17 protein-coding genes are annotated in these 17,091 nt (G+C 70.2%); 11 read left to right on the forward strand and 6 right to left on the reverse strand.

Features of this window, described 5'->3' with window-relative positions; all coding sequences use genetic code 11:
- Nucleotides 1-138: 138 nt before the first annotated feature.
- Entirely contained in the window at nt 139-567 is a 429-nt protein-coding gene (gene icmB / locus ABF401_RS15465) for a coenzyme B12-dependent isobutyryl CoA mutase small subunit (protein ID WP_353510465.1), read from the reverse strand.
- Nucleotides 568-647: 80 nt separating this feature from the next.
- Here icmB and ABF401_RS15470 point away from each other — a divergent pair, with 80 nt between their 5' ends.
- Nucleotides 648-1,631: an esterase/lipase family protein gene (locus tag ABF401_RS15470; RefSeq protein WP_353510466.1), complete on the forward strand. Its 984-nt coding sequence runs from the start codon at nt 648-650 to the stop codon at nt 1,629-1,631.
- 311 nt (nt 1,632-1,942) lie between these two features.
- A complete protein-coding gene (locus ABF401_RS15475) occupies nt 1,943-2,677 on the forward strand; it encodes a M23 family metallopeptidase (protein ID WP_353510467.1) in 735 nt (244 codons plus the stop codon).
- Between the two features lie 50 nt (nt 2,678-2,727).
- On the opposite strand, the gene pcrA is transcribed toward ABF401_RS15475, so the two are convergent.
- Nucleotides 2,728-5,196, reverse strand: coding sequence for a DNA helicase PcrA (gene pcrA, locus ABF401_RS15480; RefSeq protein WP_353510468.1), 2,469 nt, complete (start codon nt 5,194-5,196; stop codon nt 2,728-2,730).
- A gap of 404 nt (nt 5,197-5,600) precedes the next feature.
- Here pcrA and ABF401_RS15485 point away from each other — a divergent pair, with 404 nt between their 5' ends.
- The 7 genes from ABF401_RS15485 (at nt 5,601) to ABF401_RS15515 (ending at nt 12,597) form a co-directional block, all read left to right on the forward strand.
- Nucleotides 5,601-7,052 (forward strand): wax ester/triacylglycerol synthase family O-acyltransferase, encoded by a 1,452-nt coding sequence (locus tag ABF401_RS15485; RefSeq protein ID WP_353510469.1) that lies wholly within the window; start codon nt 5,601-5,603, stop codon nt 7,050-7,052.
- Nucleotides 7,039-7,479, forward strand: a complete 441-nt coding sequence (locus ABF401_RS15490; RefSeq protein ID WP_353510470.1) for an SRPBCC family protein — start codon at nt 7,039-7,041, stop codon at nt 7,477-7,479. Before ABF401_RS15485 ends, ABF401_RS15490 begins: the two co-directional genes overlap by 14 nt.
- A 42-nt stretch (nt 7,480-7,521) precedes the next feature.
- A complete protein-coding gene (locus ABF401_RS15495) occupies nt 7,522-8,526 on the forward strand; it encodes a quinone oxidoreductase family protein (RefSeq protein WP_353510471.1) in 1,005 nt (334 codons plus the stop codon).
- Nucleotides 8,523-10,106, forward strand: coding sequence for an amidohydrolase (locus tag ABF401_RS15500; protein WP_353510472.1), 1,584 nt, complete (start codon nt 8,523-8,525; stop codon nt 10,104-10,106). Before ABF401_RS15495 ends, ABF401_RS15500 begins: the two co-directional genes overlap by 4 nt.
- Nucleotides 10,107-10,182: 76 nt before the next feature.
- Nucleotides 10,183-10,692 carry a SigE family RNA polymerase sigma factor gene (locus tag ABF401_RS15505; protein WP_353510473.1) on the forward strand — a complete coding sequence of 170 codons (510 nt, stop codon included), beginning with the start codon at nt 10,183-10,185 and terminating at the stop codon, nt 10,690-10,692.
- The gene (locus ABF401_RS15510; protein ID WP_353510474.1) at nt 10,689-12,014 is read left to right on the forward strand and encodes a hypothetical protein; all 1,326 of its coding nucleotides are present in this window, start codon (nt 10,689-10,691) and stop codon (nt 12,012-12,014) included. The genes ABF401_RS15505 and ABF401_RS15510 overlap by 4 nt, the downstream gene beginning before the upstream one ends.
- A 64-nt stretch (nt 12,015-12,078) precedes the next feature.
- Nucleotides 12,079-12,597: a carboxymuconolactone decarboxylase family protein gene (locus ABF401_RS15515; protein ID WP_353510475.1), complete on the forward strand. Its 519-nt coding sequence runs from the start codon at nt 12,079-12,081 to the stop codon at nt 12,595-12,597.
- A gap of 12 nt (nt 12,598-12,609) precedes the next feature.
- Here the strand turns inward: ABF401_RS15515 and ABF401_RS15520 are convergent, their stop codons facing one another.
- Genes ABF401_RS15520 through ABF401_RS15535 form a run of 4 tightly spaced genes read right to left on the reverse strand, consistent with a single transcriptional unit; the run spans nt 12,610 to nt 15,068 of the window.
- Nucleotides 12,610-12,825: a hypothetical protein gene (locus ABF401_RS15520; RefSeq protein ID WP_353510476.1), complete on the reverse strand. Its 216-nt coding sequence runs from the start codon at nt 12,823-12,825 to the stop codon at nt 12,610-12,612.
- Between the two features lie 14 nt (nt 12,826-12,839).
- Nucleotides 12,840-13,184: a hypothetical protein gene (locus ABF401_RS15525; protein WP_353510477.1), complete on the reverse strand. Its 345-nt coding sequence runs from the start codon at nt 13,182-13,184 to the stop codon at nt 12,840-12,842.
- A 10-nt stretch (nt 13,185-13,194) separates the two neighbouring features.
- Nucleotides 13,195-13,893 carry an NUDIX hydrolase gene (locus ABF401_RS15530; RefSeq protein ID WP_353510478.1) on the reverse strand — a complete coding sequence of 233 codons (699 nt, stop codon included), beginning with the start codon at nt 13,891-13,893 and terminating at the stop codon, nt 13,195-13,197.
- Nucleotides 13,890-15,068: a glycosyltransferase family 4 protein gene (locus ABF401_RS15535; protein WP_353510479.1), complete on the reverse strand. Its 1,179-nt coding sequence runs from the start codon at nt 15,066-15,068 to the stop codon at nt 13,890-13,892. Before ABF401_RS15535 ends, ABF401_RS15530 begins: the two co-directional genes overlap by 4 nt.
- A gap of 37 nt (nt 15,069-15,105) precedes the next feature.
- Between ABF401_RS15535 and ABF401_RS15540 the strand changes: the two genes are divergently transcribed.
- Together ABF401_RS15540 and ABF401_RS15545 are read left to right on the forward strand one after the other, a co-directional pair.
- Nucleotides 15,106-15,948: a PIG-L deacetylase family protein gene (locus ABF401_RS15540; RefSeq protein WP_353510480.1), complete on the forward strand. Its 843-nt coding sequence runs from the start codon at nt 15,106-15,108 to the stop codon at nt 15,946-15,948.
- The gene (locus ABF401_RS15545; RefSeq protein ID WP_353510481.1) at nt 15,945-17,063 is read left to right on the forward strand and encodes a lysylphosphatidylglycerol synthase transmembrane domain-containing protein; all 1,119 of its coding nucleotides are present in this window, start codon (nt 15,945-15,947) and stop codon (nt 17,061-17,063) included. The genes ABF401_RS15540 and ABF401_RS15545 overlap by 4 nt, the downstream gene beginning before the upstream one ends.
- Nucleotides 17,064-17,091 lie beyond the last annotated feature (28 nt).

Below are 17,091 nucleotides of genomic sequence, written 5' to 3' on the forward strand. Positions count from 1 at the left end.
CTCTCGGCGCGCCGGCCTGATCGGCCATCAACCCGCGAAGCGTTGCAACGCCTCGTCGATGCGTCGACGGAGCCGCCGAGGGTGCCAGGCGCGCGGCATACGAGGCGGATCGACCAGCGCCGCGCGAACGGTGATGGCTCAGGCGGGATGGACGTGCTCGCGCACCCACTCGACGATCTCGGTCGTCGTCGCCCCCGGCGTGAAGACCTTTGCGACACCGAGCGCCTCGAGCTCGGGGATGTCGTCGTCGGGGATGATGCCGCCGCCGAAGACGATGATGTCGCTCGCGTCGCGCTGGCCGAGCAGCTCGACCACCCGGGCGAACAGCGTCATGTGTGCGCCGGAGAGCACGGACAGGCCGACGACGTCGGCGTCCTCCTGGATCGCGGCCTCGACGATCTGCTCCGGTGTCTGGTGCAGCCCGGTGTAGATGACCTCCATGCCGGCGTCCCGCAGCGCGCGGGCCACCACCTTCGCGCCGCGATCATGACCGTCCAGGCCCGGCTTGGCGACGATGACGCGGACGACGGCTGCGGTGGTCGCGCTGGAGTCAGAGGGCGAAGTCATGCCGGGCACTCTAGTCAGGGCCACGATGCTGATCGATGAAACGTGATCGATCGCCTACTCCGGCGGGTAACGTCACCCACGTGGCAGCCCCGGTGCGGTCGGCGCAGACCCCCCAGCACGAGCGAACCCCAGCGGCGGGGTCCGGCGAGTCGGCCGGTCTGCTCGACAGCCTGGGCCGAGCGGCGAAGGCGCTGCTCACGCCGACCGGCCTGGCTGGGGCTGCGCTCGAGGCGACCTGGCTGGGTCTCCACCTCGGTATCTATCCCCTCGGCGTGATGGGCGCCCGCGCCTCCGACCAACGCCGGGGCTACCGGGTGGATCACCTGCCGCCGACCCGGCGTGGCCTGGCCGTCCGGGACGTCGAGGCGGCCGAGACGCCCATCCTGCTGGTCCACGGCATGATCGACAACCGTTCCATCTTCACGGTCTTGCGAAGAGGGCTGGTCAACCGCGGCTTCGGCCGGATCGAGACGATCAACTACCCGGTCTTCACCAGGGACATCCGCGCTGCCGCGGCACGGCTCGGCGACGAGGTCGAGCGAATCGCCGGCGAGACCGGCTACGAGCGGATCCACGTCATCGGGCACTCGCTCGGCGGGCTCATCGCCCGTTACTACGTGACTCGGCTCGGTGGGGACGAGCGGGTCCACACCCTCGTCACACTCGGCACCCCGCACCAGGGCAGCTATCTCGCCTACGCCTGGAACAACGGCCTCACCCGACAGCTCCGTCCGGGCAGCGGCCTGCTCCAGGAGCTGGCCGGACCGGTGCAGGACTGCCAGACCCGGTTCATCGTCTACTGGTCCGACCTCGACCAGGTGATCCTTCCCCAGCGCAACGCAGCGCTGCACCACCAGGACCTCAACGTCCACAACATCGAGCTCCACGGGGTCGGGCACGGCAGCCTCCCGTTCACCCGAACCGTCGTCCACGGCATCTCCGCCGCGCTCGCCCATCTCGACTCCTCCGGAGCCACCGTGACCCGTGGTGTGAGTGAGTTCACACGTCGCCGGGTGAGCGCGTCCGATGCGGATCCGATGCGGGCTACCGGCAGGCACCGCTGACTTCGTGGGCCCGGTCGCAAATCGGTAGAAATTCGGTTGCGGTTCGGCTTTCCCTTCCGCCGCCGATCCCCTAGTGTCAGGGCTGGTCGTGATCCCTCCTCCACGACGCAGACCAAAGGAGAACGGTGCCCGATTTCTCGATAACGAATCGGTCAAGTTAGCCTCATGGCTGCAATCGGTCTGAGATAGGTAAGCGCTGCGTGTCAAAGAACATCTATGTGGGTCGTCACCGGCCCGCTACCAAACCTGCCCGGGGTCGTCAGTTCGTCGTCCCGGTCGCTCTGCTCTCATCTACCGTCGCCGCGGGACTGGTGGTCCGTGACGCCGGAGCGAGTCCGCTGAGCGCCGAGGCCGCCGCAATGAAGAACGTCTCGAACTCCGTGGCGGGTCTTGGTCTGGCGGCCGAGCCGACTGCCGTCGCTGCCGCGGCCGGCGACCGGGGCAATCTCCGCGCCTCTCGTGACGGAGCGCGCGCCGAGGCCGCCCTCGGCCTCGCAGCCAGCTCCGCCGCTGAAGCCGGCGCGGACGCCGCCAAGGCGGCATTGGAGCGCATCGCCGCCGAGAAGGCCGCCGCCAAGAAGGCCGCGGCGGACAAGGCCGCCGCGGACAAGAAGAAGAAGGAGGCGGAGCGCAAGCGCCGCCTCGCTCTTGCCCAGCGCTGGATCACGCCCTTCCACGGCTACACGCTCACGTCCGGCTATGGCTGGCGCTGGGGCCGGATGCACCCGGCCCAGGACCTCGCGGCGCCGAGCGGGACCCCCGTCCACGCCCTGTCGAGCGGCACCGTCATCTTCTCCGGCTGGTCCAACGAGGGCTACGGCTACATGGTGAAGATCCGCTACTGGGACGGGACCGTGTCCTGGTTCGCCCACAACAGCCGACTGCTCGTCAGCGTCGGCGAGAAGGTCGCTCCGGGCCAGAAGGTCTCCTACAGCGGCAACACCGGCAACTCCACGGGTCCCCACCTGCACCTGGAGATCCACCCCAACGGGGGTGGCCCGGTGGCACCACGCAGCTGGCTCGCCGCCCGCGGCATCTACCTCTGAGGCCCCGCGGGCAGCACGCAGTTGACGAACTGCCCTCTCGGGCGGGCGAGTCAGAGCTTGACGACCGGGGCGTAGCGGAGCAGCAGCCGCTTGACCCCGAGGTCTGCACCAAAGTCGACATGCGCCAACGACTTGTCCCCCTCGCCCTCGACCCGCACCACGGTGCCCAGGCCGAAGGCGTCGTGCGTCACGCGGTCTCCCGGCTTGAGTGACACGATCGCCCGGGTGCCCGGGCTGCGTACCCCGGGTCGCGCCGCCAGCGTCGCGACCGCCGGCTGGCCCGAGCCTCGTGCTCCGGAGAAGGATGGCCCGAGCCGGTGCCAGTCGAGCAGGTCGCCGGGAATCTCGTCGAGGAACCGGGATGGCGGACCGTACTGCGGTGAGCCCCAGGCTGAGCGCACGGCCGCCCGGGTCAGGTAGAGCCGCTCCCGGGCCCTGGTGATGCCGACATACGCCAACCGCCGCTCTTCCTCGAGCTCCTTCGGGTCGCCGAGTGACCGGAGATGGGGGAAGGTGCCGTCCTCCATCCCGGTGAGGAAAACGACGGGGAACTCCAGGCCCTTAGCGGTGTGGAGCGTCATCAGCGTCACGACGCCCTGCGCCTCGGCGTCCGGCTCGTCCGGCACCTCGTCGGCATCGGCGACGAGGGACACCTGCTCGAGGAACTCCTCCAGGGCTCCCGCCGGACCGACGTCCTCCGGTTCCGCGCCGGACACCGGGCCCTCGAGCGCGCGTCGCTCGTCGAACTCCTGCGCGACAGCGACGAGCTCGGCGAGGTTCTCGACCCGAGTCTCGTCCTGCGGGTCGTGGCTCGCGCGGAGCTCGGCGAGGTAGCCGCTCTGCTCGAGGACCGCCTCGAGCAGCAGGGCGATCCCGCCGCCGCTCTCGTAGACCGTCCTCAGCTCCTCGAGAAGGGCGGTGAACCCCTTCACCGCGGCCACCGAGCGGGTCGCGATGCCGGGCGCATCCTCGGCTCGCCCCAGTGCAGCGACGAAGGGGATCCGCTCCCGCTCGGCGAGCGCGGCGACGCAGGCCTCGGCCCTGTCACCGATGCCCCGCTTCGGCACGTTGAGGATCCGGCGCAGGTTGACCGTGTCAGTCGGGTTGGAGATGACACGGAGGTAGGCGAGCGCGTCCTTGACCTCGCGCCGCTCGTAGAACCTGGTGCCGCCGACGACCTTGTAGGGCAGGCCGACCCGGACGAGGACCTCCTCGATCGCACGGGACTGGGCGTTGGTGCGATAGAACACCGCGACGTCACCAGGCCGCACCCCGTGCTCGGCCAGGTCGTCGATCTGCTTCGCGACGAAGGCCGCCTCGTCGTGCTCGTTGTCGGCCACGTACCCGACGATGAGGGACCCGTCGCCGGAGTCCGTCCAGAGGTTCTTGGCCCGCCGGCCCTCGTTGCGGGCGATGACGGAGTTCGCGGCGCGCAGGATGCGCTGGGTGGAGCGGTAGTTCTGCTCGAGCAGGATCGTCCGGGCGTTCGGGTAGTCCTGCTCGAACTCGAGGATGTTGCGGATCGAGGCACCGCGGAACGCGTAGATGGACTGGTCCGAGTCACCGACGACGCACAGCTCGGCCGGCGGGACGAGGTAGTCGCCCTCCCCCGGGCCGGGCACGCCCTCCCCCACGAGCTCCTTGATCAGCTGGTACTGCGCCTGGTTCGTGTCCTGGTACTCGTCGACGAGGATGTGCCGGAATCGCCGTCGGTAGTACTCCGCGACGTCCGGGAAGGCCTGCAGCATGGTGACGGTCATCATGATGATGTCGTCGAAGTCGAGGGCGTTCGCCTGCCGGAGCCGACGTTGGTACTGCGTATAGGCCGCGGACAGCGTCCGCTCATGATGATTGCCCTCGGACACCTGGCTGGCGTAGGTCTCGTCGTCGATGAGCTCGTTCTTGAGGTTGCTCACCTGGGCGGAGAAGCTGCGGGGCGCATAGCGCTTCGGGTCGAGGTCGAGGTCGCGGATCACCAGGGCCATGAGCCGCTGGCTGTCAGCCGCGTCGTAGATCGAGAACGTCGACTTCATCCCGACCTTGGCGGCCTCACGGCGCAGGATCCGCACACACGCCGAGTGGAAGGTCATGACCCACATCGAGCGCGCGCGCGGACCGACGAGCGCCTCCACGCGCTCCCGCATCTCGGCAGCGGCCTTGTTGGTGAACGTGATCGCCAGGATCTGCCCCGGTTGGGCGCCGCGCTCCCCGAGCAGCCACGCGATGCGGTGGGTCAGCACGCGCGTCTTGCCGGACCCGGCGCCGGCGACGATCAGCAGCGGGCTGCCCTCGTGCACCACGGCCTCCCGCTGCTGCGGGTTGAGTCCCTGGAGCAGCGTCTCCGGGTCGGCTGAGCCCCACGCCGGTGCCGTATGCCGCTGAGCCGGCTCCGCGCCCACCTGACCTCCGCGCGCCGCCGCGTCCGCCCACGTGGGGACCCCACGCTCGGTGACCTGCGGGACAGTGGGCGCGGACTGCGGCCCATCGGGCCCGAAGAGGTCGTCGAACAGCGTGCTCATGGTCCCTCCACCCTACGTTGGCAGACCGACACCCCGTTGCCATCCATCCCCCGCGCGTCGAGTGTGCACTCCGCGCCCAGCCCACGCTTCCTCGAGTGTGCACTCCGCGCCCGGCCCAGGCTCCGTAGCGGCGACGCCAACTGCACACTCGACGAGAAGGTGGGTCTCGGGGTACCAGGGAGGGCCTGGGCCAGGCTCGAGTGGGCCGCGCTCGACTGGAACTCCCCCGCGATCGAGTTCTACCGATCCTTGGGCGCGACGCCGCTCGAGGAGTGGACGACCCACCGGGTGAGCGGTGACGCACTGCACGCCCTGTCCGCACGTGACCTGGGCCATTCGGCCCTGTCACGGGGTGGACTCGGAGAGGATGCTCACGAGTAGTACCCCTGAAGACCGGAGCCGCCATGCCAGCACTTCGCAAGCGACGCGTCGGACCCGTGGACACCATGTGGCTCAACATGGACCGCCCCAACAACCTCATGGTCATCGAGGCGCTCATCCTCCTCGACGGCGTGCCCGACTGGGACGAGGTCATCGAGCTGTTCCGCCATCAGGTCCTCGAGCAGTTCCCGGTGTTCCGGCAGCGCCCGGAGCAGCACCCCCCGATCGGCCAACCGTGGTGGGTCGAGGACGAGGACTTCTCGCTGGACCGGCACATCATCCGGGTGGAGCTGCCGGAGCCGGGCGACGACGCCACGCTCCAGGCCCACATGGAGCAGGAGCTCGATATCCCGCTGGACCGGGACCACCCGCTCTGGCGCGTCCACCTCATCGGCGGCTACGGCTCCGGCTCCGTCATCTTCCTGCGCATCCACCACTCCCTCGGGGACGGCATCGCCCTGACCCGGGTGCTGCTCTCGTTGACGAAGGGAGACGCCGACGGAACGGCCCAGCTCGCCGTGACCACGGCGGTCGAGCCGGGCGAGAGCCTGACCGAGCCCGTGAGCGACGGGCAGGGCACCGGCCTGGTGGCGGACGTGACCGGTCTGGTCGGCTCCGGGCTCCGGCTCGCGCGCGACGGTGTCGGCCAGCTCCTGCGTCTGGCCACCCCGGACGGCGCCATGGCTGCGACCCGAGAGGTGGGCCGCACGACCCGAGTCCTCGGTGACCTGCTCTTCTCGCACAGCCCCGAGAGCCCGTTGTCCGGGGAACCGGGCGGGACGAAACGCGTTCGCTGGAGCGGTCCGCTGCCGCTCGCCGACGCCAAACAGCTCGGTCGCCTGGCCGGGGCGACGCTCAACGACGTGCTCATGAGCGCCGTGGCCGCGGCGCTGCACCGCTACCAGCTCGACAACGGCCAGGAGCCGGTTGACCTCATCACGATGGTGCCGGTCAACATCCGGCCCCTCGACGAGCCACTGCCACCCGAGCTCGGGAACGAGTTCGCGCTCGTCCTGTTCCGGTTCCCGAGTGGCCTCAGTGCGCCCCTCGACCGTCTCGCCGAGACGAAGCGCCGGATGGACCGGATCAAGGGCTCGCCCGAGGCGGTCATCACCTTCGCCATCATCAACGCCATCGGCCACCTGAGCGCAAGCGTCGCGCGCATCTTCGTCGACTTCTTCGCGAACAAGACCATCGGCGTGACGACCAACGTCGCCGGACCGCGCTCCAGCCGGACCCTCGCCGGTGTGCCGGTGAGCGGCATCCTCGGCTGGGTGCCCGGCTCCGGCCGCCAGACGCTCGGAGTGTGCATCTTCACGTATGCCGGCACGGTGCGCGTGGGGTTCATCAGCGACGCGGCCGTCATCCCGGACCCCGAAAGGCTCCTCGAGGCCTTCGAGGACGAGGTCGAGCGCATCATCCACATGGGGCGGCCCCTTCCCCGCCGGGGACGGAAGCGCCATGGCGACCGATAACGCCCGTCAGGACATCGAGGTGGCGGCGGACCTCGACACCGTCCTCGCCACCATCCGCGACGTCGGTAGCCAGCCGGAGTGGATCCCCACGATCAAGGAGGCCGAGGTTGGCGAGGCAGACTCTGCGGGGCTGCCGAGGACGGCGCGCTTCGCTGCGTCCACCGCCGTCGGGACCGACTGCTACACGCTCGCCTACGAGCACTCGCCCGAGGGGATGAGCTGGTCCATGCTCGAAGGTCGGTTGCAGACAGGTCAGGAGGGGCGCTACACCCTTGAGCGTCTGGACGCCGCGCGGACCCGGGTCACCTATGACCTGACGATCCACCACAACCTGCCACTGCCCGGCTTCCTCCGCTCCCGCGTCATCAAGGGCCTCGTCGACGAGACGCTCAAGGGCCTCCGGTCCCGGCTCGAGGGCGTCGACTGAGCAACGCGATCGGTCGACGTGGCAGGGTCGTAGGGTGTCGTCATGACGACTGCAAGGGGTGTCTTCGTCCGAGAGCACGGTGAGCGTGACGTCCTCGAAGTGCGCGAGCACGACGTGCCGGATCCCGGTCCTGGCGAGGTCCAGGTCGAGGTCGCAGCCACGGGTGTGAACTTCATAGACGTCTACCGACGCCAGGGCGTCTACCCCGGGACGCCACCGTTCGTGCTCGCCGAGGAGGGCGCTGGGACGGTCGTCGCCGTCGGGCCGGGCGTCGACTCGTTCTCCGTGGGCGACCGGGTGGCGTGGCCGCAGGGCCAACCCAGCGCGACCACCGTCGCGAACCAGCCAGCCGACATCGTGGTCCCGGTGCCTCAGGGGGTCGAGCTCGAGACAGCCGCCGCGGCCATGCTCCAGGGCCTCACGGCCCACTACCTCGTCAACAGCACGTATGCCGCTGGGCCGGGTGACGTGGCCCTCGTGCACGCGGCGGCGGGCGGGGTTGGGCAGCTCCTCGTCCAGCTGCTCGTCGCGAAAGGCTGCACCGTCATCGCGACCGCTGGGTCAGACGAGAAGTGCGAGATCGCAAGGGAACTCGGGGCGGCACACAAGATCAACTACTCGACCTACTCCCGGGCAGAGGACCTCGCCGCTGCCGTGCGTGACGCAGCCGGACGGGGCGTGGACGTCGTCTACGACGGCGTGGGCAAGGCGACGTTCGACGCCTCGCTCGCCTCGCTGCGACGTCGCGGGCTCATGGTGCTGTTCGGCGGGGCGAGCGGTCAGGTGCCCCCCTTCGACCTCCAACGACTCAACTCGCTCGGGTCCCTCTTCGTGACCCGCCCGAAGCTCCTCGATCACATCGCCGAGCGTGACGAGCTCGAGTGGCGCGCGCGCGAGGTCTTCGCCGCGATCGAGGACGGCAGCCTCCGCATCGATGTCGGCGGCCGCTACTCCTTCGACAGGGCGGCCGATGCCTACGAGGCGCTGGAGTCCCGCCGAAGCACGGGCAAGCTGATCCTCGTCCCCGCGGACGGAGGCTCGAAGTGAGCCGGACCCTCTTCCGGCACAAGCGAATCTGGACCAGCGACCCTTCCTCGCCGTGGACTGATGCCCTGCTCGTCGAGAATGGCCGGGTCGTGGCTGTGGGATCCGACGCGCGCGACGGGCGTGCGGACGAGGTCGTCGACCTGCCGGGTGCGCTGGTCATGCCGGGCCTGCACGACGCCCACATCCACACCGAGTGGGTCGCCCGCGACCTGGCGGAGGTCGACCTGCGCGAGGCGCGCTCGCTCGAAGAGGCGCTCGACCGGATCCGCGACCACGTTGCGTCCTCCCCCGCCGGTCGGCCGCTCAGCTCCGGCCGGTGGAACAGCAACCGGTGGGCGGTCCAGGTCCAGCCCGACCGGCGCGCCCTGGACTCGGTGACCGGCGACCGGGTCGCGGTCCTCGACTCCGTCGATGGCCACACCGTCTGGGCGAACTCCCTTGCCCTGCAACGGGCGGGGATCACTCGCGACACCCCGGACCCGGTGGGTGGTGAGATCGTCCGGGATGCCGATGGCGAGCCGACGGGCATCCTGCGTGAGTCGGCGCAGCGTCTGGTCGACCCGCTCATCGAGGGACCGGACGCCGAGCCGCTGCGTCCGCTCCTCGAGCGGTGCCAGGACTGGCTGCTGTCCGTCGGGCTGACGAGCATCACGGACATCGACGGCGAGGACGCGCGGGCGGCCTATCTGGCGATGCACCAGGAAGGCGGCCTGCGGCTGCGGGTGACGAAGTGCACCCGGGATGGCGACCTCGAGCTCGCCATCTCCGAAGGGCGCCGCTCGGGCCAGGGCGACGACCGCTTCCGCGTGGGACCGGTGAAGTTCTTCAGCGACGGTGCCCTGGGATCGCACACGGCCCACATGACCGAGCCCTATGTGGGCAGCATGGCCGGTCACGAGACGTGTGGGATCGCCGTCACGCCGTATCCGACACTGCTGGAACGCGTTCGGATGTGCCTGGACGCGGGGCTCGACGTCATCACCCACGCGATCGGCGACGAGGCGAACCGCCTGGTCCTCGACGCGTTCCAGGTCATGCGCGAGCAGGGGCACCGCGGGCTGCTCCGCATCGAGCATGCCCAGCACGTTCGGCCGGTGGACATCCCGCGCTTCCGGTCCCTCGACATCACCGCGTCGATGCAGCCGAGCCACTGCACCGCCGACCTCGACCTCGCCGATGACATCATCGGTCCTCGCCGCCTCGCCTCCTATGCCTGGCGCTCCTTCCTCGACGCGGGTGTCCGGGTCGCCTTCGGGTCCGACGCCCCGGTCGAGGACCCCAACCCCTTCTACGGGCTGCACGCTGCGGTCACCCGCCGGCGGGCGGACGGCCACCCGATCGGTGGCTGGCGTCCAGAGGAGCGGATCACCCTCGACGAGGCCGTGCACGCCCACACGGTCATGGCGCACGAGTCCGTCGGGCGTCACGACGTCGGTCGGCTCCGTCCTGGTCAGCTGGCCGACTTCGTCTGCATCGACCGCGACATCTGGGAGCTGGAGAGCACTGACCCGATGAGCATTCGGGACACTCGAGTCCAACAGACCTGGGTGGGCGGGGTGCTCGCGTTCGAGCAGGACTGAGCCCAGCGGCATACGTCGGCGCGGGTGCCAACCCCACGGGGGGGTTGGTGCGTTCATCCTGTGAACAGGAGGATGCATGCGGCCCATCGACCCGGACTTCGCGGCGTATGTGCGCGCGAGGCAGCATGTCCTGCTTCGGGCGGCCTACCTCGTGTGTGGCGACGTCCACCGCGCGGAGGACCTCCTGCAGCAGGCGTTCGAGAAGCTGGCCCTGCGCTGGAGCACGATCCGGCACGAGCAGCCGGACGCCTTTGTGCGCCGTGTGCTCTACCGGGACGCCGTCTCGACGTGGCGCCGGACCCGGCGCGAACAGCTGACGCTCGCACCCCCCGAGGTGCCGTGTGCCGCCCACGATGCACTGGTCGAAGCGCGCGTCGAGCTGGAGCGGGCCCTCGCACTGCTGACGCCGAAGCAACGGGCCGTGCTCGTCCTCAGGTTCTTCGAGGACCGCAGCGCGGCAGACGCGGCGGACGTGCTCGGCGTGTCGGTGGGCACCGTCAAGAGTCAGACGCACGTGGCACTCCAGCGCATCCGCGAGCTCGTCCCGCACCTGGCGCCCACGTTGACCGGGAGGGAGCACCCATGACCAGGCACGATCTCGGAGCGCTGTTGGAGGACATCAGCGCTGACGTTGCCGAGGTCGACCTCGGCGAGCGTTCGTGGCGAGGCGCTGAGGTCCGCAGGGCGCGTTCGCGTCGCCTGGCAGCCGGCGGTGTCGCAGCCGCTGCCGCCATCGTCGTCGCTGGGCAGGCCTGGCTTGGCCCGACCGGCTCCCACGGGGGACCAGCCGGCCCGTCCCAGCCGAGGTCGTCGAGCTCCGCGACCAGTCCAGCGACCGGAGCGTGGAGATCCGCCGCAGACGGCACGCCCTACGCCGTCGCGCCCGCCCTCGGCACGGAGGAGTCGCTGCCGTGGTTGGACGTTGGGCTGCCGCGGGAGATCGACACGGACCTGCCGCGAAAGAAGCTGCGCGACCTCCCGCCGTCGGCACGTTCCCTCGCGAGCGCGGTCTACCTCGACCCGGCCGACGGACGCAGCCCGGAGGACGCGGAGGCCTTCCACCCCGTTGTCATCCTGAGCGGAGGCGTCCAGGCCGTGGTGGACACGGTCACCCTCGGACTCGTCCGCGACGCCGCGGGCAACGCGCATCTGCCCCTCGATGCCCGAGCGCTGGACGGGGGGCGGCGGCTCGTCTTCGCCCAGTCGGGCGCCGTCGTCGTCGTTGACCTCCCGACGGCTGCCGTGACCAGGATCCCGGTCCCCGACCGGCACCTCGAATGGGCGGGCTGGGCCACCGGGCAAGGCGGCCCACACATCGTGGCGCTCTCTGCCGATGCCGGCTGGCTCATCGATGCCGAGGCTCGGACGGTGACCGGCCCAACCGACGGCGACGGCGAAGCCAGGATCGGACCCTACGCGCTGGTCGCGGATCCAGCTGGGGCCACGCTCGACGAGTCGCACGGCGATGTGCGCGGGCGGTACGCCCTGCCCTGGCCCATGGTCGAGCCCTGGGGCGACACGATGGGGGCAATGAGCAATGGCACCAACGTCGACTGGGTCGCGTCGGCCGCCTTCCTCGGCGACACCACGACCAAGGGTCTCGACGTCACCATGCCCTACCAAGGGCTCGTCGCCCTGCGTGTGTCAGGGCAGACACGCATGGCCACCCTGGAGATGCGGCTCGCAGTCTTCGGCGAGGACCCGCCGCGCACCAAGGGGTGCTGCCGGGTCGTCGGCTGGGACCGGTCCGGTCGGCACATCCTCTACGAGACGGAGACCGCGACCGGCACCCACGTCCTTGCCTGGGACATCGAGACCGGCACGTTCGCCCGCGTCATGCTGGTGACGGGCACCAAGCGGGTTCCTGGCGGCCTGGTGGCGCTGGGAGCAGGCATCCAGCGGAACTGAGCCCAGCGGCATACGGCATCGGTGCCGACGTCCTGCACCCGCGCGGGAGGGGTACGGTCGCGCCATGGGACAAGGTCACCGGTACGTCTACACCGACAAGCAGATGCCCACGGTCCACGGCGCAATGGCCGAGGTGTCCAACGAGATCCGCGCCCGCGCGGAGGAGCACGGCATCGACCGTGTCGTGCTCGAGCTGGTCAACCTGCGGGCGTCCCAGATCAACGGCTGTGCGTTCTGCCTCCACCTGCACACCCACCTTGCCCTCCGCGGCGGTGAGTCGCCCCAGCGGATCGCCGTGCTCCCTGCCTGGCGGGAGTCCGCGATGTTCACGCGGCTCGAGCAGGCGGCTCTGAAGATCGCGGAGGCCGTCACCCTGGTCGCCGACCGCCATCTCACCGACGACGAGTACGACCTGCTCCGTGAGGACCTCACCGACGACCAGCTCGCCCTGCTCGTCTATGCGGCCTCGATGATCAACGCCTTCAACCGGATCTCGATCCTCAGCCACCACCCCGTCACGTACCGGGAGCAGTTCGGCTCGCCGCCCGGAGCCGCCGTCCGAGCGACCCGAGCCGGCCAGTAGGGCGCAGCCGGGTCAGTCGTTGCCCGGCACGACGCTGAGCAGGAAGGTCGCGAAGAGCGTCAATGCCCCGACGACGAGCAGGAAGACGCCGATGATGCCGACGCTGCCGGCGCCCTCCGCCGTGGAGCGCAGCCGACGCCTCCGTCCCACGACGACGAGAACCGCGCCCGCGGCCACCCAGACCAACCCGATGAGGAGTCCCGCGAGGACTCCGCCGTTCCAGCGCACCTAGCCCGGCCGCCTCACCACAGGGCGGCCACGAGCGCCGCCACCAAGCCGGCTCCCCCGGCCACGTCGAGCTGCGTCTTGGCCGACTCGCCCTTGCGCGAGCGGGCGTTTCCGATCTCGGCCATCGCCACGACAACAAGGGAGAGGACGACCTTGACTCCGATCTTCGGGTAGTTGAGCGGCTTGTCCATGGACTCGGCCAGACCGACGATGATGATGCCCAGGACGAACTGCGCTCGCGCGGCCCACACGATGGCCACCGGGAACCGGTCTGCGCCTCGGGCCACCACCCAACCGCCAACGATGACGGCCATGCCGAGCAGGTGCAGGGCGACGACGAGGTTGTAGAGGAAGTCCATGGCCGGCATCCTACGGACGGCCGAGGTAGCGCTCGGACAGGTGGTGCCACGAGCGACTGAGCGGGTACTGGCCGAGCCGTTCGACCGGCACCCAGCCGGCGTCCGCCGTGGTGCCACCTACATCGTGGATGACGACATCGCGTGGCTCAGGGCACGTCGCGCGGTAGACGATGCGCACGGCGTGGAAGTCCTCGACGACGCCGTTCGGGGCGCGGCCGATCCAGTGCGAGGACTGCACGTCGACCAGGCCCTCCAACTCGACCAGTTGGCCCGTCTCCTCCCACACCTCCCGATGCACGCCCTCGATCGGCGACTCACCCGTGTCGAGGCCGCCGCCGGGCAGGCCCCAGTCTCCGGCGACGTGGGTCTGGTCGTTGAACTGCGTGAGCAGCAGCCCGCGCTCGCTCGTCACGATCGCGTAGGCCGCCACCCGCTGGAAGGGATCCCCCGCCTCGCCGGGTGCCACATCTGCGTCCCGCGCGACGTCCTCCTCAGCAAGGGGTATGCCGCTGAGCTCGCTCACATTGAACGCCAGCTCGAGCGCCCCGTCCTTCACCACGTCTGCGGACCAGGGGGACTCGATGCGCCAGCCATGCTGTCCCAGCAGGGTCGCGGGATGCTGGCCGTGAGCGAGCCGACCGGCCCGGACGAGGGCACCGTCCGGTGTGCGTCCAACGATGCGAATGCCGCCCGGGACGTTCGTCCTCATCGGCGTCCGGGCACTGAGGACAGGGCGATCGCCCGCTCGTACTCGGCGACTGCGAGCGCCGCAACGTGGGACCAGTCCTGGTCCGGGTGGTGCTCGAGGTTCCAGCGACGCATCGCGGCGACCCGCTCGCGATCGGCGGCAAGACCCGCCAGGGCACCCGCCATGGCCGCGTCGTCCTGCACGATGAGACCGCCTTCCCCGTGGGTGACGAACTCGCCGATCCCGGACCCGGACCGCCCGAGTACCGGCAGTCCGCTGGTCCGTGCCTCGAGCGCCGCGATTCCGAAGGACTCCAGGGCCGTCGGTGACACGTAGACGTCCGCGGCGGCATACCTCGATCGCAGCTCGACGCGGGGCACCCGGCCGGGCAGGGAGACCCAGTCGATGCCGTTGTTCGCGAGATAGGACTCGACCCTGCCTCGGTCAGGTCCCTCGCCGAAGATCGTGAGGCTGAAGGAACCTGGACCGGCCAGCCGCTCGGCGCGGGCGACGAGCTCGACGAGGGCGCGTGGACGCTTCCGTGCGGCGAGCCGCATCGCCGTGACCAGCCGCAGCGGCGCGTTCTGCACACTCGACGAAGCGGGGGGCGGCGCGTTCTGCACACTCGACGAAGGGGTGGGGGCGGGGCGCCAGCGGCCCACGTCGATCCCGTTGGGCAGGACGGAGACCGACGCGGACGGCCCGACGAGGTCTCGCAGCGGCTGCGCCGCTACCGCCGACACGGCTGACATCGCGGCCCCCTTGGCGGCCCACCTCCTGACGAAGCCGAGGGCACCGAAGCCCGGAGCCACCGGCCCGAGCATGCAGTGCCACGTCATCGCGGTGGGAAGGCCGAGGCCGAGGGTGACGCGGGTGCTGTCCCACGCGAACGGTGAGACGACCCCGGTCTGGACGTGGGCCACGTCGAAACCACCCCCGGTGAGCCGACGGCGCAGCTCCCGCGGCGCGAGCGGGTTGACGGGCAGCTCCCACGGCAGACTGATCGCGAGGCGATGCACCGGGATGCCGTCCACGACAGTGATCTCGCCGTGCAGCTCACCGTCCGGACCCGGGGTCGCGGTGAAGACCTCGACCTCATGGCCCAGCTCCACGAGGTGGCGAGCCAGGTCATGCGACTGGACCTCGATCCCGCCCAGCCTGGGCAGATAACAGTCCGTGAGCAGTGCCACTTTCACGGAGTTCACTCTTTCATGCGTAAAGATGGGACCACTTATGTCCCACACGCTGCTCGCCTTCCATGCCCACCCTGACGACGAGGCCCTCCTCACGTCGGGCACGATGGCGCGCGCCGCGGCTGAGGGCCATCGCGTGCTGCTCGTCGTCGCGACCGACGGGGAACTCGGGCTGGCCTCGCAAGCCTATGCCGAAGGCGGCCTGGCCGCTCGTCGAAGGACCGAGCTCGAGCGCAGCGCGCGGGCTCTGGGGGTCACGCGGGTGGAACACCTCGGCTACGCCGACAGCGGGCTCGGCCCGGAGCTGCTTCCAGACCCTCCGGGTCGCACCCGTTTCGTCCGGGCGGACACTGACGAGGCGGCCCAGCGACTCGCGGCGATCCTCGACGAGGAACAGGTGGACGTCCTCCTCGGTTACGACGCCAACGGCGGCTATGGCCACCAGGACCACCAGAAGGTCCATCACGTCGCCCGCCGGGCGGCCGAGCTCGCCGGCACGCCCCGGCTGCTCGAGGCGACCGTGCCGCGAGACACCATCTGCCGCGCGCTCGACCTCGCCGCCAAGGTGTACCGCTTCCCACCGGACTTCGACCGGCACAGCTTCGACCGCGCCTTCTCGGCACGCCGCGACATCACCCACCGGATCAACGTCCGCCGCCACATCGCCGCCAAGCGCGCCTCGATGCGGGCCCACGCGTCCCAGGCGAGCGCCGACGGCGGGGCCGACCGCACCCTGGCCGCCCTCCTCCGCATCCCTCGGCCGGTCTACGACCTCGTGTTCGGTCGGGAGTGGTATGTGGACGCCACCCCGCACCTGAGGGGACGTGACGCGAAAAGCGAGCCCAGCGGCATACGGCATGACGTCTTTGCAGGACTGACGTGAAGCGCGCGTTCGTGCGCAAGGCGGTGCAGTTCGTCATCGGGATCGGCCTGGCCGTCTTCCTGCTCTGGTGGGGCCTGCCCCGCATCGCGCACACCACGTGGACCGATGTGTGGCACACGCTGTCGGGTCTGCAGGCCAGCACGGTCGTCGGGCTGACCGTCCTGATGATCTCGGGCCTGTGGCTCGTCACCTTTCTCTACACCGGGTCGCTCAAGGGGCTGACCCACCTCAAGGCGATGATCGTCAACGCGTGCGGGTCCTCGATCGGCAACCTCTTGCCGGGAGGGGGCGCCGCGGGGGTCGTCGTCACCTACCACCAGCTGCGCTCCTGGGGGTTCCTTCGCAGGGACATCTCCACCATGGTCATCGTCACCGGCGTGTGGAACGTCCTCGCCCGCGTCGTCCTGCCCGTCGTGGGCATCCTCGCCATCGTCATCGGCATCGGCCAGCTCAACCCGGTCGTCGCCCAGGCCGCCATCATCGGGGCGCTCATCGGCCTCGCCGTCATCGTCGCGTTCTGGGGGGTCCTCGCGTCCGAGGACTTCGCCCACAAGCTGGGCCGCCAGTCCACTCGCCTGTGGCGACGGATCCGCGGCAAGAAGGCCGGCGACACGGACTTCGAGAAGACGCTCGTCGGCATGCGCCACGACATCATCGAGATCGTCCGCTACGGCTGGCTCGAGATGACCTACGGTCTCGTCGGCTTCTTCGGCGTCTACTACATCCTGTTCTGGTTCTGCCTCAACTCGATGGGCGTGCAGATGCCCTTCGCCTACATGTTCGGGGCCTACACGGTCGGCCGGCTGCTCACGGCCGTCGGCATCACGCCGGGCGGGCTGGGCGTCACCGAAGCCGGCACCGCGGCCGTTCTCGTCGGTTGGGGGGCCGACCCCACCCAGGCCACCGCAGGCGTCGTGCTCTTCTCTCTCTACACGCACTTCTTCGAGGTGCCCCTCGGCGTGCTCGGCTGGGCGCTGTGGTGGGCCAGCCCGAAGCGGATCCCCGCCGATGCCGCCTACGACGAGGACGGGGACGAGGCCGCCGACCCCGTCGACGCATCCGTGGGAGGCCGAGGACCCGAGGGGCGCGGCCGTCCGGGGCCGGAACCGCTCTAGCGAGGGATCCCCTGTGCGCCGGGTACGG

Source organism: Intrasporangium sp., assembly GCF_040414665.1.
GTDB lineage: Bacteria > Actinomycetota > Actinomycetes > Actinomycetales > Dermatophilaceae > Intrasporangium.

Excerpts from the sequence above, each read along its gene's own strand:
- ABF401_RS15495 (WP_353510471.1), top strand. The coding sequence starts at position 7,522 with ATGACGACTGCAAGGGGTGTCTTCGTCCGAGAGCACGGTGAGCGTGAC.
- pcrA (WP_353510468.1), bottom strand. The coding sequence starts at position 5,196 with ATGAGCACGCTGTTCGACGACCTCTTCGGGCCCGATGGGCCGCAGTCC.
- ABF401_RS15540 (WP_353510480.1), top strand. The coding sequence starts at position 15,106 with ATGTCCCACACGCTGCTCGCCTTCCATGCCCACCCTGACGACGAGGCC.
- ABF401_RS15490 (WP_353510470.1), top strand. The coding sequence starts at position 7,039 with ATGGCGACCGATAACGCCCGTCAGGACATCGAGGTGGCGGCGGACCTC.
- ABF401_RS15525 (WP_353510477.1), bottom strand. The coding sequence starts at position 13,184 with ATGGACTTCCTCTACAACCTCGTCGTCGCCCTGCACCTGCTCGGCATG.
- ABF401_RS15530 (WP_353510478.1), bottom strand. The coding sequence starts at position 13,893 with ATGAGGACGAACGTCCCGGGCGGCATTCGCATCGTTGGACGCACACCG.
- ABF401_RS15515 (WP_353510475.1), top strand. The coding sequence starts at position 12,079 with ATGGGACAAGGTCACCGGTACGTCTACACCGACAAGCAGATGCCCACG.
- ABF401_RS15510 (WP_353510474.1), top strand. The coding sequence starts at position 10,689 with ATGACCAGGCACGATCTCGGAGCGCTGTTGGAGGACATCAGCGCTGAC.
- ABF401_RS15505 (WP_353510473.1), top strand. The coding sequence starts at position 10,183 with ATGCGGCCCATCGACCCGGACTTCGCGGCGTATGTGCGCGCGAGGCAG.
- icmB (WP_353510465.1), bottom strand. The coding sequence starts at position 567 with ATGACTTCGCCCTCTGACTCCAGCGCGACCACCGCAGCCGTCGTCCGC.
- ABF401_RS15485 (WP_353510469.1), top strand. The coding sequence starts at position 5,601 with ATGCCAGCACTTCGCAAGCGACGCGTCGGACCCGTGGACACCATGTGG.